We start from the raw sequence: 13,876 nt of genomic DNA on the forward strand, positions 1-13,876 counted from the left end.
TAATTAGTTTCACAATTCTATTAGGTGTTATTTTTATTCCTGTCTGTTTAATACTTTCAAAGGTTAACAAATATTGACCTTGGGGTGTTTTTAATGTATAGTTCGCCAAAAAAACAAGGGGAAATTATGAATAATAAAGGTTTTGGTGGTAAATTAAGCGCAGAAGACAAGAAATATCTTGAAAGTTTGGCTACTACTTGCAGGGGCGATATTTTAAAAATGACAACACTTGCTGCAAGCGGCCACCCCGGCGGTTCAATGTCATCTATCGATTTGTATCTTACTGTTTACAAATTTGCCAATATTAGCCCTGATAATGTGAATTCTCTTGATAGGGATAGAGTTGTCGTATCTCACGGGCACACTTCTCCTGGTGTGTACTCTGCACTTGGTAGAAACGGTTTTTTTAATATTGATGATGCTATTGCTTATTTCAGGCTTGCAGGAAGTATTTATGAAGGGCATATTGAAAGGATGGTCAAAGGGGTTGAGTGGACTACAGGTAATTTAGGGCAAGGGCTTTCAGCTGCTTGCGGTATGGCTATTTCAGGAAGAGCAAATAATCTTGATTATAATATATACGTATTTATGGGGGATGGTGAGCAACAAAAAGGTCAAATCAGTGAGGCAAGAAGGTTTGCTGTCAAATACAATCTAAAAAATATTACAGCGGTTGTTGATTATAACAGGCTTCAGATTAGCGGTGATATTGGCAATGTAATGCCACAAAATATAAAAGATGAATATGTTGCTGATGGATGGGTAGTCCTTGAGATTGATGGGCATAATTTTGATGAAATTTACGATGCTTTTTCTAAGGCTCAAACTATAGACAGACCGGTTATGATTTTGGCAAATACAGTAATGGGCAAAGGTGTCTCTTTTATGGAAAATATTGCTGACTACCACGGTAAACCTTTGTCAAAAGAGCAGTTGTCCGATGCTTTAAAAGAGCTAGGTATTGAAAACGATATTGAAAAGTATGAAGAGAAAAGAAAAGGGTTTGTATATAATAAAGATGAACATAGTATCTTTAGAAACAGTGTAAAAGTAAGCAAGGGTATGCCGAAAGTGTATTCAGCGGATACTAAAACAGATAACAGATCAGCTTTTGGTAACGCTATTGCAGATTTAGTGCATCTTTCTGTTACAGATAAATCACTGACTCCGATAGTTACATTTGACTGTGATTTGGCTGGCTCAGTAAAGCTTGATAAAGTAATGAAAGAATTTCCCGAAAGATTTGTTCAATCCGGTATTCAAGAGCATCATACTGCTGTTGCTGCTGGTGCTGCAAGTGTTAATGGAGTTGTTTCTGTGTTTGCGGATTTTGGAGTTTTTGGCGTAGATGAAACTTATAATCAACAAAGACTTACAGATATAAATGATGGTAATTTAAAAGTAGTTACTACGCATGTTGGTATTGATGTTGGGGAAGATGGCAAAACTCATCAGTGTGTAGATTATGTAGGGGCTATGAGAAATATTCCTAATTTTAAGGTTTTGGTGCCTGCTGACCCTAATCAGACTGACAGGTTGGTAAGGTATGCTGTGGGTGAATACGGTAATTATCTTGTAGCTATGGGCAGGTCAAAGCTTCCGGTGATTACGAAAGAGGATGGTAGCGTATATTTTGATGAAGATTATGAATATAGTTATGGCAAAATAGATATTATAAGAGATGGTAAATATCCTCTCATTACATACGGTACAATGACATCTTATGCACTAAAAGTAAGAGAGCTGCTCTTGAAAGACGGAATTGAACTTGCAGTTATAAATATTGCTTCCCCTCTCAGTTTTGATATTTTTGAGATTAAAAAATATTTAGATAGTGGTTTTGCTTTTACTTATGAGGACCATTTGTCAAACAGTGGAATTGCAGCTACGTTGTCTTTATTAGCTATGGAAAGCGGTATATCATTTAAGTTGAAAACTTTTGGACCTACAAATTATGCATACTCAGGCAAACCAGAAGAAATCTTTAAACTTCTCAAAATTGATCCTGAAAGTGTTGCAAAATCTATAAAAGAATTACTGAAATAAGAAAGGGGCAGTTTATCTGCCCCTACTTTTTTACTTAATTTCCACCAAGGTATATAAATCTTAAAATGAATAGAATAGCCAATATCCAGACAGGGATACTGACCTCCTTATGTCTTCCAGCAAGGAGTTTTATTATAGGGTAAAATATAAAGCCTAATGATATCCCCGTTGCAATACTGTAGGTGAAAGGCATTGATACTATCACTATAAATGCGGGGAGGCTTTCAGTGAAGTCATTCCAATCAATTGTAGTTACAGATTTTAACATTAACACACCCACAATTATAAGTGCAGGGGCTGTTGCAAATACAGGGATAGATTCGGCAAGAGGAGAGATAAACATTGACAGTAAAAATAATATTCCGGTAACCACGGCGGTAAGCCCCGTTTTACCCCCGGCGGCAATACCTGATGCACTTTCAATGTATGTTGTTACTGTTGATGTCCCTAACATACTTCCTGCGACTGTACCGATTGAATCGACAGTAAGAGCTCTGTTTACTCGTGGGAATTCATTATTTTCTTTTATAAAGCCACCTTGTTTTGCTATCCCAACGAGTGTCCCTGTAGTGTCAAAAAGGTCGACAAATAAAAAAGCGAAGATTATTCCGAAAATGCCTATATCAAGAGCACCCCTTATGTCTAATTGAAGAAATACAGGAGAAATATCGGGAGGTGTGCCTACTATCCCTTTAAATGTGCTAAGTCCAAATATTAGCCCTATTACCCATATTATCAGCATACCTATCAAAATGGAGCCTTTTACTTTGCGTGCCATTAGTGCTCCTATTATTATTACACCAAGAAGTGTCATAAGCGGCACAGGGCTCATAATGTCGCCTAATGAAACTAATGTAGCCGGATTGTCTATGATTATTTTAGACTCTTCCATTCCGATAAGTGTGATAAATAAGCCTATACCGCCTGCTGTTGCAATTTTAATGTTTTCAGGTATGGCATAAACGATTATCTGTCTTATCCTTGCAAATGTTAGCGCTAAAAAGATTACCCCTGAAATAAATACAGCACCCAAAGCTGTTTGCCAAGGGTATCCCATTTGCATAACTACTGTGTAAGTAAAGTATGCATTTAGTCCCATTCCGGGTGCAAGTGCAAAAGGATAATTTACCAAAAGCCCCATTAGGATGGAAGTAAATCCTGAAGCCAACACCGTTGCCATCATTACTGCACCGAAATCCATTCCTGTTTTGGATAGTATAGCAGGGTTTACAAATATAATATAAGCCATAGTCATAAATGTTGTTATCCCTGCAATGATTTCAGTTTTAACGTCAGTATTGTTTTCTTTTAATTTGAAAAACTTTTCCAACATAGTTTCCCCTTAATTTTTTTAGGTGGAATGGTTAGCATAATTTTGCCTAAATTTAAATATTAAAATGACATTTATAATTTATTAAATTTCTAGTGAATAGTTATTCATAGGTTTTTATCCTTTGGTTTTTGAAAAATTTAACTTTAAATAAAGTAATGTTATTGGTTAAACTATGTTAAATTTGTTTTGATTTACAAAATTATACAGTTATTTTAAACAATGGTGGCCAAGAGTGTTAAATTATTGGTTTTTGATAGTAAAAATATATAAAAAATAAAAATGTTGAAAAATAAGCTTATTTTATTTTTCAATCCATATTATGTTACATATATTTTATGTAACAATATAATTATTGTTTATAATAATTTAATGTATTAGTAAAACCTATTATACGTATTTTAATTGAAGTATTGGTTAAGTAATGAAAAGTATTAAATTTTATATTTTCAATAATAAAATGGTTTGTATAGATATTATCTATTCAATGTTTAATGAACTTACATTTTAGGTTTTGTTTATATTTTCTGTTTACATCAGATTAAAGTTGATTTATAGTTTATTATCTTAATGCAAAAAAATGGAGGATAACAATGTCAAACAAACCAAAACTTACTAAAGAGGATGCACTCTTATATCACTCAATGGGGCGAAAAGGTAAAATAGAAGTTGTAGCTACTAAACCTTGTTTTACCCAAAAAGATTTATCTTTGGCTTACAGTCCTGGCGTGGCTCACCCCTGTTTGGAAATAGAAAGAGATCCTGACTTGGCTTTTGAGTATACTGCTAAAGGTAACCTGGTAGCAGTTGTGTCAAATGGTACTGCAGTATTAGGTCTCGGTAATATTGGACCTCTAGCTGGCAAACCGGTGATGGAGGGGAAAGGCGTACTTTTTAAGCGTTTTGCAGATGTGGATGTATTTGATATAGAGCTTAACTCTCAAAACCCTGATGATATTATCAAAGCTTGTGAGCTTCTTGAACCAACTTTTGGCGGGATTAATCTAGAAGATATTAAGGCACCTGACTGTTTTTACATAGAGGAAACTTTGGTTGAAAGGCTTAATATTCCAGTATTTCATGACGACCAGCATGGTACGGCAATAATTGCTGCTGCCGCAATTCTTAATGCTCTTGAGTTGGTAGATAAAAAAATTGATAAGGTAAAAGTTGTAATTAATGGTGCTGGTGCTTCAGGGATTGCTATTGGAAAGCTGATTGTCAGCTTAGGTGTAAAAAAAGAAAATTTAATTTTCTGTGATACCAAAGGTGTTATATACAAAGGTAGAACAGAAGGTATGAATAAGTATAAAGAGTATTTTGCTATAGATACGGATTTAAGGACCCTTGAAGAAGCTATGGAAGGGGCAGATATATTTTTGGGCCTTTCTGTTAAGGGTGCAGTTACTAAAAAGATGGTCCAGTCTATGGCAAGAAACCCAATTATTTTAGCTATGGCAAACCCTGACCCAGAGATTACTCCTGAAGAGGTGGCTGAGGTGAGAGGGGATGCAATAATGGGTACAGGCCGCTCAGATTATCCAAATCAGGTTAACAACGTTTTGGGATTCCCTTTTATTTTTAGAGGTGCACTTGATGTAAGGGCAAGGAAAATTAATGAAGAGATGAAAATTGCTGCGGTAAAAGCGTTGGATGATTTGGCTAAAGAAGAGGTGCCTGAGTCTGTATGTAAAGCCTATGGTTTGAAAAAAATAGAATTTGGAAAAGATTATATTATACCAAAGCCTTTTGATCCTAGAGCATTAACAAGAGTCGCACCTGCTGTTGCTAAGGCAGCAATTGATTCAGGTGTGGCAAGAATTACTATAACTGATTGGGATGCTTACAGATCTTATCTTGAATCAAGGCTTTCTGTTGCTAAAGAGTTTACAAGACAGATTATCAATAGGGCAAAAGAAACTCCAAAGAGAATTGTTATGCCTGAAGGGGAATATGATAAGGTGCTTATTGCCGCACAGAAAATTGTTGAAGAAGGTATCGGTACTCCTATACTTCTTGGAAATGAAGAAGTCATAAAAAGTAAGGCAGAAAAGCATAATATCAACCTTGAAGGGATAGAAATAATTAATCCGGAGAAATCTAATAAACTATCTGAATATGCTGACTACTTATTTAAACTAAGACAAAGAAAAGGGATGACATATATTGAGGCAGAAAGAAGGCTTGTTAAGATTTTTAATTATTATGGCTCTATGATGGTTCTTAATGGTGACGCAGATTGTCTTTTAACCGGCTACTCAAGAAGTTATGGGGATTCTGTCAAGCCGCTTCTTGAAACTGTTCCTCTTAAGAAAGGTTATAAAGTTCCTTCTGGTGCATACTTTATGGTATTTAAAGATAGATTGGTTTTATGTGCCGACACTACGGTTAATATTGACCCTGATGCTGAGGCACTTTCACAGATTGCTATCCAATCTGCTGAAACTTGTAAAAAGTTTGATATTGAGCCTAAGATTGCAATGCTTTCATTTACAAACTTTGGTAGTGTTAAGATACCAAGGACAGTGAAAGTTGCTGAAGCAATGCAATTAGTTAAAGAGAAAAGGCCTGAACTGATTATAGATGGTGATATGCAAGCTGATACTGCAACATATCCACCTATAGCTGAAGAAGCATTTCCATTTTCTGCAATAAAAGGTGATGCTAATGTATTAGTGTTCCCAAACCTCGAGGCTGGTAATATTGCATACAAATTGCTTTATAGGTTAGGAAATGGTACAGCAATAGGGCCTATTTTACAGGGTTTCTGTCACTCTGTTCATGTACTTCAAAGAGGCAGTGATGTAGATGAGATAGTAAATTTGGCTGCAATCGCTGTTGTAGATGCAGAATATAAGAAAGCTAATAGAGATAAGTTGTGTAACTAATTTATAGCTTGAAATAAATTGTTGGGAGTGCAGTTTCAATGAAAACTGCACTCCTTTTTTTATCTATAAAAGTTAATTTTATTGCTTACTATACAAGCTATTATCAGTTTTATGAAATCAAATCCGAATGGCAAAATGAATCCGACTTTCAAAGCAGTAGACAGGGTAAAAGTTTTGTTTTGAATAAAATTTATATTGTAATATAAATATAATACTCCAAGGATATATATTAAAAGAAGACCGATAAGTCCACCGATAAATTTCCCCTTAAAGCCTTCAATCTTTTGTGCTAAAAGCCCAATAGGTATTGCCGCAAATAAAAAACCGACTAAATAGCCAAATGTCGGTTGCAAAAAGTATGACAAACCGCCTCCATTTGCAAATACAGGTAGCCCAAGCAAGCCTAAGATAAGGTATAAAAATATACCTATCACGGATATCTTTACTCCAAAAATCATTGGTATTAAAAGTACGATAAAAGGCTGCAGTGTTATTGGCACTGGCTGAAACGGGATTTTTATAAATGTGCTGACAATCATTAGTGCGGTTGTTATCCCCGCATACGCAATCTTTTTGTTATCCAAGTTTTACCTCCCTTAAAATTTTCTTTCCTTCGTTGTATCCTATTTCGAGGATTTCCTTAGCCTTAGTGAAGTCAGTTAGTTTGTAATCGTCAAGGTCAGGTTTGACTTCGATTACGTTTTTTTGAGATTTAATTTTGTATTCATATATACTTTCTTGCATTATGGCAATTGTTTGTACCAAAGTTTCAAGCATTGAAGGATACTTTATAGTGTCATCATTGTTAAAATTAAATATTTGTTTTATTAATGTATTGAACGATTCATTGACACTTTTTTGTGGCTTGGTTTGATGGTTTTTAAAATATTTTTTTATAAGCTTGTCTTTTACTACAAATGGGCCTACATCTACCGCAATTTTTATATTGCATTCATCCGGTAATAGGTCAACAGGTACGGGATTTTTTATACCACCGTCTATTAAAAACATCCCATCATAATATACTGGGATAAAAACTCCCGGAAATGATATGCTTGCCCTTATGGCTTTTATTATATCCCCTTTGTTAAAGATAACTTCAAGCCCTGTTAATGAGTCTGTAGCTACACATGCAAATTTTATCTTTAGATTACTAATCTCCTTTTCGTTTACAACAGAATCTAAGAAATCTTCTATTTTCTTTCCGTCTACAATTCCTGCCCTTGACAATTTAAAATCTACAATGTTTTTAAAAACACCAAAATCAAGATTTAGTATAAATTCCTCAATTTTTTCAATGGGATATCCTGAGGCATAAATACCGCCAATCAAGGCACCCATACTACTTCCTGTTATAGCGTAGGGTTTGACCCCTTCCTCTTCGAATGCTTTTAGTATTCCTACGTGAGCAAGTCCCCTGGCAGCACCGCTGCCTAAAGCCAAACCTATTTTCATATAAAATCCTTACAATTTTTTTGGTTTTAACATATAAAGCTTGTATGTATGAACACTTAATTAAGCTACAGAAAAGATTAGCAGAAAAACTCGTTATTTGTCCATATGAAAATGATATTAAACTTGTTGCTGGGGTTGATGTTTCTTTTAATAAAAACTCTAACATAGGGTTTTGCTCCGTAGTTATTTTAGATAACAAGTTTAATATTATTGAGGTTGGATTTCATAAAATGGAGGTTAAACTACCTTATATCCCAGGGTTACTTTCATTTAGAGAATTGCCTTTGATTGTCAATACATTTAAAAAAATGAAAAACATTCCGGATATTATTATTTGTGATGCTCAAGGGACTGCTCATCCCAGAGGGCTTGGACTTGCAAGTCATTTAGGAATAGTTTTAAAAATTCCTACAATTGGATGTGCTAAAAATAAACTTGTAGGTGACTTTGTGGCTCCTCCTGATAAAAAAGGGGGATATTCAATACTGCAATATAAAGGTAAAACTGTGGGCATTGTATTAAGGACAAAAGTAGGGTGCAATCCAGTTTTTGTGTCTCCCGGAAATTTAATCGATATAAATTCATCTTTGGCAGTTATTATGAAATACGTCGGCAAATACAAGTTACCTGAGCCTACAAGGCTTGCACATATTTATTCTAATAAGCTCAGGCGCAATGAGATTTAATCTAAGTCCTCCGGTAGAGTGGTGTATGTTTTTGGTAAATCACATAAATCAGGTATCTGAAATGGTATAGGGTATCTTATTCCGGCTTTGTGTGTACTTTCGAGCCCTTTAATTACTTCATCTTTCATACTGTATGGAAATCCCACAGCTACCTCAAAGTCTTGAGCCATAGCAAATCTTCTGTCGCCAAGGCAAGGGATTTCAATTACCGGTTTGCTTTTGATATAGCTTTCAGCAACTGCTCTTGAGCATACCCCTGCATCGCCTGAAGAATTAAAATTAAATTCTCCCCCTTTTTCATATAAAAATGCCTGCACCATTCTCATTGCTTGAGCGGTATTGCAATAAAAAACTACTACATCAGGTATAATACTTTCAATTGGTCTATTAATAGGGTAGGTTAGTACTGATTTTATATTTTCAGGAACACGAGGCATACTTTCCTGCATCTTTTTTGCTGAGTCGATATTTTTTTGGTATATGTTGCAATTAACTTCTCCATCCAATACTCTTTTAGGAGGTTTTATCAAGCCTGTGCATGATGCTCCAAGGACACAAAAGCTATCTTCTTTTGTTATCATAGTTGACCATCCGTAATATCTTGAATATGCTATTTGTTGACAAACAGTTATTTTTCTGTTTTTTAGCCTTACCTTTATTTCAGGAATATCTTTAAGTAAGTTTACTCCGACCGGTATGGTTTGAAGTTTTAAAAAATTATTAAGAGATTCGTAAAGATTTAGCATAATTTTACCTCACTAAAGGCCTTTAAAACATCGCCAAGAGAAATTATCCCCACAAGTTTACCATCATCAACAACAGGCACGCGGTGAATATATTTTTCCAGAAATATTTTTGCAACATTTCTAATATCTTCATCGCTGCTGACAACAATTGGTGGTTTCCCCATTACAGTGGAAACCGAGGGGGAAGTTAATTCTTGAACATCTATCATTGGTATCTTATCAGCTTCTTCCAGAATATCCGGAAGTTTGTCCAAAATATTTGACTCGCTAAAAACACCAACAACATTATCGTTTTCATTCAATACAGGAGCTCCTGATATTTTATTTCTCCTTAGAATAATAACGGCATCTTTAATTGGTAGGGTATCTCTGATTGAGATAACATTCTTTGTCATAATCTCTTTTACTTTCATTTCTGTACTCCCTTCAATAAATAATGTTTATATTGTGTTTTAAATATAACAATATTTCAAAATTGTAAAGTATTAGTTGTGATAAAATTGAGTTTATAGCCCGACAATTCTTGCAAAGTGTCTCCTTGTGCTATCTTGAAGTTTATCTGCTACTTTAAAAGCCTCTTTTAACGCCTCCTGTTCGTCTTTAGGAAGAGTGTACGGGTCAAGGTAGTGGCTTGGTTTTTTGTTTTCACCAATAAGTATTAGCTCATTCTTTAATCTTATATAAGTAAAAAATTCAAAAGCAGCCTTAATGTGATCTACAGTAGTTGAGTTGAAAATATTTATTGCGTGAAGTTTATCAAGCCGTTCCATTGTGTTTTGTGATGGTATTCCATGTTCGAGGCAATACATCCTAATACAATCTACTATAAATATACTGCCATTCTCTTTAACAGAAAGTTCTCCTTTATGCTCTTCCTCACTTGAGGTTATAAATCTGTTTAGAAGGCCAAGGGGGACTTTGTGTTTATAGTCTAACTCCATCATTTGATATAGAAAAAGAAGATTACGCTTAATTTCAGAGAAAATATGGTCTTTTAGTTCATTGCATAGTTTATTGTCACCAATTAACGAATAAAGGTCAAAGAAAATGGTAGAGAACCTTACCCTTTGAGGCTCAGGTACATTTATCCATTTGCTGACACGCTTTTTCCAGTCAGACAGCTTACCTCTCCATATAGGATTATTTGCCATAACCTTTCCATTGCAAAGAGGATAGCCTACTTCATCCAGAGCCTGAACTAATTTTTCAGTAAATGGAATAAAAAAATTACTTACTTCTGCCTCCATTTCATCCGGGTAGTCCTCAAAAATAATTCCATTATCCTGATCAGGGCCGAGAAGCATTTCACGTCTACCGCCGCTCCCCATAATTATAAATGAATATTTTATATCTGGAAGCTTGCACCCACTTTTAATTGACTCATTTAAAATAATTTCAAAACATCTGCGTATAATGTTGTGGTGAATGTATGATATTATTTCCATTGTTTCAATATGAGACCTGTTTTCCATTAATAGCACTTTGGCAACGGTTGCTATTTCTGATTTAATTGCTTTTAGCTCATCAATTGATTCTGCTTCTTTAGTCTTGCCTATCAGTAGCACAGTTTTTTGACTTCTAAAGCGCATTAAATCTCTGATAGTTACAATTCCTGCGATACTGTTGTTATCTAATACAGGTAGATGTCTAATATTGTGGCTAAGCATAAAGCTTGCAGCTTCGTACATATAAGTGTCAGGCGTTACGGAAAAAGGATTTGGAGTCATTATATCCTTGGCTTTTAAATCTCTTAAACATTGCCCAATGTCTCTTGCCAAGACTTTAGTTACAAGGTCTCTTTCTGTAATAATCCCTTTTAGGTTTTGAGTTTCATCACAGACCAAGACCGATCCTATCCCTTTTATAGTAAGTATTTTGGCAACTTCTCCAACTGAAATATTTTCTGGACATGTTTCGGCAGGAGATGACATGATTTCACTTACCTGCTTTTGAAAAGGGTATGCTTCGATTTGCAGAATAGGGTCAGTTGATTGGGATTTAACCACATCTTGGTACAGTTTTCTAATTTTAGAGAAAACAGCTTTGCTGAAAAATCTTGTTATTTCAGGATATGTTCTTGCTAACTCAAGTATTAAATCTTTTGGGATTAAAAGACATTCTGTTTTTTCTGCAGTTCTGGCTCCGGCAGAATAACCGCCATCCGTAAAGATAGGTGTCCAGCCAAAAAAGTCACCGTTTCTTCTATAATCAACTGTTATCTCAACCCCTTCATCTGTTTCGGATATTATTTCAACAAGTCCATTATTTATGAAATACAGGTATCCGGTGGGTTTATCCTTTTGAGAAAAAATTAATGTATTCTCTTCGTAAGAGTGTATTAGACATTTATCATCAAGTAATTTATAATTTTCGTCTGATATTACATTAAAAGGCTCAACAGACCTAAGGTAATTAAGTATGTTTTTCATAGGGTTGCCCTAACTTTTTTTTGTTTTAAAAAATGGGTGTGCCTGCGTTTTGATAATATATTCTCCAAATATTTTAAACCAAATAGTGACCCCTGCAATACCTGTCCACTGCTGATAAGGGTAGGCAAAGAATAAGACACCAGCAATTGCCCATACGATTGCAATACCAGCGCATAAATTTAAAATTCCAACAAAAGGTGCCCACTTTTTAGGATTTTTTGGTGGCTCCCCGCGTTTAAGTGCAACTTTTGAATAATCCTTTTTAATAAAGACAGTATAAGCATTTTTAAACCAAATAAATGCCAGAGGGAAAAGGGCAATAAATAAAATCCAAGTAACTGCAATGTTTGTATCGATAATTAAGTTGTCCATATACACCTCACATATGTTATTATAACAAAGATATTCTAAAATCAAACTAAAATAGCTATTTAAATTATAAAAAAGGCCTCCTGTCGGAGGCCTAAGGCAATGTAGTAAATATTTTAGTGATCTGCAGCTGCAGCACCGGCACCCTTTGGATAGCGAACGCTTTCTACCATTTCAGCTATATCGTGTGGAACAGGTGCAGTCATGTTTTTAACTGCAAAAGCTACTATAAAGTTAACTATTGCACCGATTGTTCCAAAAGCATTTGGCTCTATTCCGAAGAAGAAATTTTGTTTACCGCCGAAAAGCCCTAAAAATTCAGTTCCTTTGATAAAGAAGATACCTTTATGTGCAAAAACGTAGAGCATTGTAATACCAATACCTGCAATCATACCTGCGATAGCGCCTTGTCTGTTCATAGTTTTACTGAAAATTCCCATCATAAGAGCAGGAAAGATTGAGCTTGCTGCAAGACCAAAAGCTATTGCAACCGTACCTGCTGCAAAGTCAGGTGGGTTCATACCAAGATATCCTGCAACTACGATAGCACAGGCCATTGCTATTCTACCGGCCATAAGCTCACCTTTTTCAGACAGGTCTCTCATAAACATATTTTTCAAGAGGTCGTGTGAGATTGCTGACGATATAGCAAGTAGTAAACCAGCAGCTGTTGAAAGAGCAGCAGCAAGACCACCTGCAGCGACAAGTCCGATTACCCAGTTTGGAAGTTTTGCGATTTCAGGGTTTGCAAGAACCATAATATCGTTATTAACATATAATTCATTTCCTTTCCAACCTGCTGCCTCAGCTTTGGCTAAGAAATCTTTATTTTTAGATTTGTCATTGTAGTATTGAATACGGCCATCGCCATTTTTGTCATTAAATTTTAACAACCCTGTAACTTCCCAGCGCTGCATCCATTTTGGGCGCTCTTCAAATTTGATACTTGCTTCAGGTGCAAATACGTCACCACCTTTAAGTACTGCCTTGTTAACTGTTGCATGAAGATTTAATCTTGCCATAGCAGCAACTGAAGGGGCTGTAGTATAAACGATAGCGATGAATACAAGCGCCCAACCAGCTGAGCTTCTTGCATCTTTTACCTTTGGCACTGTAAAAAATCTAATAATAACGTGTGGAAGACCTGCTGTACCTATCATCAGTGATAATGTGTAAACAAACATATTAAGTTTGCTTAATCTCGGAGTTGCGATATATGAAGCAAAACCAAGATCTTTTACAATGTGGTCAAGTTTTTCAAGGAGATACATGTCAGAACCTTGAAAGCCTGAGCTAAGACCAAATTGAGGAATAGGGTTACCTGTCAAATGTAAAGATATGAAAATTGCCGGAATAGTGTAAGCTAATGTTAAAACACAATACTGAGCAACCTGAGTATAAGTAATACCTTTCATTCCGCCAAAAACAGCATATACAAAAACTATAGCCATACCGATTAAAACACCAAGATTGTTGGAAACTCCCAAGAATCTTGAAAATGCAACACCAACACCGGTCATCTGACCAATAATGTAAGTAGTTGAAGCTATAAGAAGACATATAACAGCAACTATTGCCGCGCCGTCAGAATAATATCTTGTCTTAAAAAATTCAGGCACGGTATATTTACCAAACTTTCTTAAATAAGGAGCGAGTAAAAGAGCAAGTAAAACGTAACCGCCTGTCCAACCAAGCAAGAATACTGCACCGCCGTACCCCATGAAAGCGATAAGACCTGCCATAGATATGAAAGAGGCTGCTGACATCCAGTCTGCACCGGTTGCCATACCGTTAAGTATTGGGTGAACTCCACCGCCTGCTACATAAAACTCTTTAGTGCTGCCTGCTCTTGACCAGATAGCAATACCGATGTAAAGTGCAAATGTTAAACCGACAATTATATACGTTGTAAGTTGTAAACTCATAT

General features: G+C 35.6%; 11 protein-coding genes. 3 read left to right on the plus strand and 8 right to left on the minus strand.

The genetic code is table 11. The features are described 5' to 3' along the window. Nucleotides 1-126: 126 nt before the first annotated feature. Complete coding sequence (locus LF845_RS06710) at nt 127-2,046, plus strand: transketolase (protein WP_242820239.1); 1,920 nt, start codon at nt 127-129, stop codon at nt 2,044-2,046. A gap of 34 nt (nt 2,047-2,080) precedes the next feature. On the opposite strand, the gene LF845_RS06715 is transcribed toward LF845_RS06710, so the two are convergent. Next, entirely contained in the window at nt 2,081-3,379 is a 1,299-nt protein-coding gene (locus LF845_RS06715; protein ID WP_242820240.1) for an NCS2 family permease, read from the minus strand. A 590-nt stretch (nt 3,380-3,969) separates the two neighbouring features. Between LF845_RS06715 and LF845_RS11895 the strand changes: the two genes are divergently transcribed. Then, a complete protein-coding gene (locus tag LF845_RS11895; RefSeq protein WP_278252189.1) occupies nt 3,970-6,264 on the plus strand; it encodes an NADP-dependent malic enzyme in 2,295 nt (764 codons plus the stop codon). Nucleotides 6,265-6,323: 59 nt separating this feature from the next. Here LF845_RS11895 and LF845_RS06730 read toward each other — a convergent pair whose 3' ends face one another. Both LF845_RS06730 and LF845_RS06735 read right to left on the minus strand, forming a co-directional pair. After that, complete coding sequence (locus LF845_RS06730; RefSeq protein WP_242820241.1) at nt 6,324-6,848, minus strand: biotin transporter BioY; 525 nt, start codon at nt 6,846-6,848, stop codon at nt 6,324-6,326. Further along, a complete protein-coding gene (locus tag LF845_RS06735) occupies nt 6,841-7,719 on the minus strand; it encodes a patatin-like phospholipase family protein (RefSeq protein WP_242820242.1) in 879 nt (292 codons plus the stop codon). The genes LF845_RS06730 and LF845_RS06735 overlap by 8 nt, the downstream gene beginning before the upstream one ends. Before the next feature lie 44 nt (nt 7,720-7,763). On the opposite strand from LF845_RS06735, the gene LF845_RS06740 reads away from it, so the two are divergent. Beyond that, entirely contained in the window at nt 7,764-8,405 is a 642-nt protein-coding gene (locus LF845_RS06740) for an endonuclease V (protein ID WP_242820243.1), read from the plus strand. Here LF845_RS06740 and LF845_RS06745 read toward each other — a convergent pair. The 5 genes from LF845_RS06745 to LF845_RS06765 all read right to left on the minus strand — a co-directional run bounded on the left by LF845_RS06745 (nt 8,402) and on the right by LF845_RS06765 (nt 13,874). After that, nucleotides 8,402-9,151: a DUF169 domain-containing protein gene (locus LF845_RS06745; protein WP_242820244.1), complete on the minus strand. Its 750-nt coding sequence runs from the start codon at nt 9,149-9,151 to the stop codon at nt 8,402-8,404. The two genes, LF845_RS06740 and LF845_RS06745, sit on opposite strands and share 4 nt — an antisense overlap. After that, a complete protein-coding gene (locus tag LF845_RS06750) occupies nt 9,145-9,564 on the minus strand; it encodes a CBS domain-containing protein (protein WP_242820245.1) in 420 nt (139 codons plus the stop codon). Before LF845_RS06750 ends, LF845_RS06745 begins: the two co-directional genes overlap by 7 nt. 93 nt (nt 9,565-9,657) lie before the next feature. Beyond that, the gene (locus LF845_RS06755; protein WP_242820246.1) at nt 9,658-11,580 is read right to left on the minus strand and encodes a putative nucleotidyltransferase substrate binding domain-containing protein; all 1,923 of its coding nucleotides are present in this window, start codon (nt 11,578-11,580) and stop codon (nt 9,658-9,660) included. A gap of 9 nt (nt 11,581-11,589) precedes the next feature. After that, nucleotides 11,590-11,952, minus strand: a complete 363-nt coding sequence (locus LF845_RS06760; RefSeq protein ID WP_242820247.1) for a hypothetical protein — start codon at nt 11,950-11,952, stop codon at nt 11,590-11,592. Between the two features lie 113 nt (nt 11,953-12,065). Beyond that, nucleotides 12,066-13,874 (minus strand): sodium:solute symporter family protein, encoded by a 1,809-nt coding sequence (locus LF845_RS06765; RefSeq protein ID WP_242820248.1) that lies wholly within the window; start codon nt 13,872-13,874, stop codon nt 12,066-12,068. Nucleotides 13,875-13,876: the final 2 nt, after the last annotated feature.

Source organism: Deferrivibrio essentukiensis, assembly GCF_020480685.1.
In the GTDB taxonomy this organism is placed as follows: domain Bacteria; phylum Chrysiogenota; class Deferribacteres; order Deferribacterales; family Deferrivibrionaceae; genus Deferrivibrio; species Deferrivibrio essentukiensis.

Coding starts and splice junctions, on each gene's coding strand:
- LF845_RS06710 (WP_242820239.1), top strand. CDS start 127: ATGAATAATAAAGGTTTTGGTGGTAAATTAAGCGCAGAAGACAAGAAA.
- LF845_RS06715 (WP_242820240.1), bottom strand. CDS start 3,379: ATGTTGGAAAAGTTTTTCAAATTAAAAGAAAACAATACTGACGTTAAA.
- LF845_RS11895 (WP_278252189.1), top strand. CDS start 3,970: ATGTCAAACAAACCAAAACTTACTAAAGAGGATGCACTCTTATATCAC.
- LF845_RS06735 (WP_242820242.1), bottom strand. CDS start 7,719: ATGAAAATAGGTTTGGCTTTAGGCAGCGGTGCTGCCAGGGGACTTGCT.
- LF845_RS06740 (WP_242820243.1), top strand. CDS start 7,764: ATGTATGAACACTTAATTAAGCTACAGAAAAGATTAGCAGAAAAACTC.
- LF845_RS06745 (WP_242820244.1), bottom strand. CDS start 9,151: ATGCTAAATCTTTACGAATCTCTTAATAATTTTTTAAAACTTCAAACC.
- LF845_RS06750 (WP_242820245.1), bottom strand. CDS start 9,564: ATGAAAGTAAAAGAGATTATGACAAAGAATGTTATCTCAATCAGAGAT.
- LF845_RS06755 (WP_242820246.1), bottom strand. CDS start 11,580: ATGAAAAACATACTTAATTACCTTAGGTCTGTTGAGCCTTTTAATGTA.
- LF845_RS06760 (WP_242820247.1), bottom strand. CDS start 11,952: ATGGACAACTTAATTATCGATACAAACATTGCAGTTACTTGGATTTTA.
- LF845_RS06765 (WP_242820248.1), bottom strand. CDS start 13,874: ATGAGTTTACAACTTACAACGTATATAATTGTCGGTTTAACATTTGCA.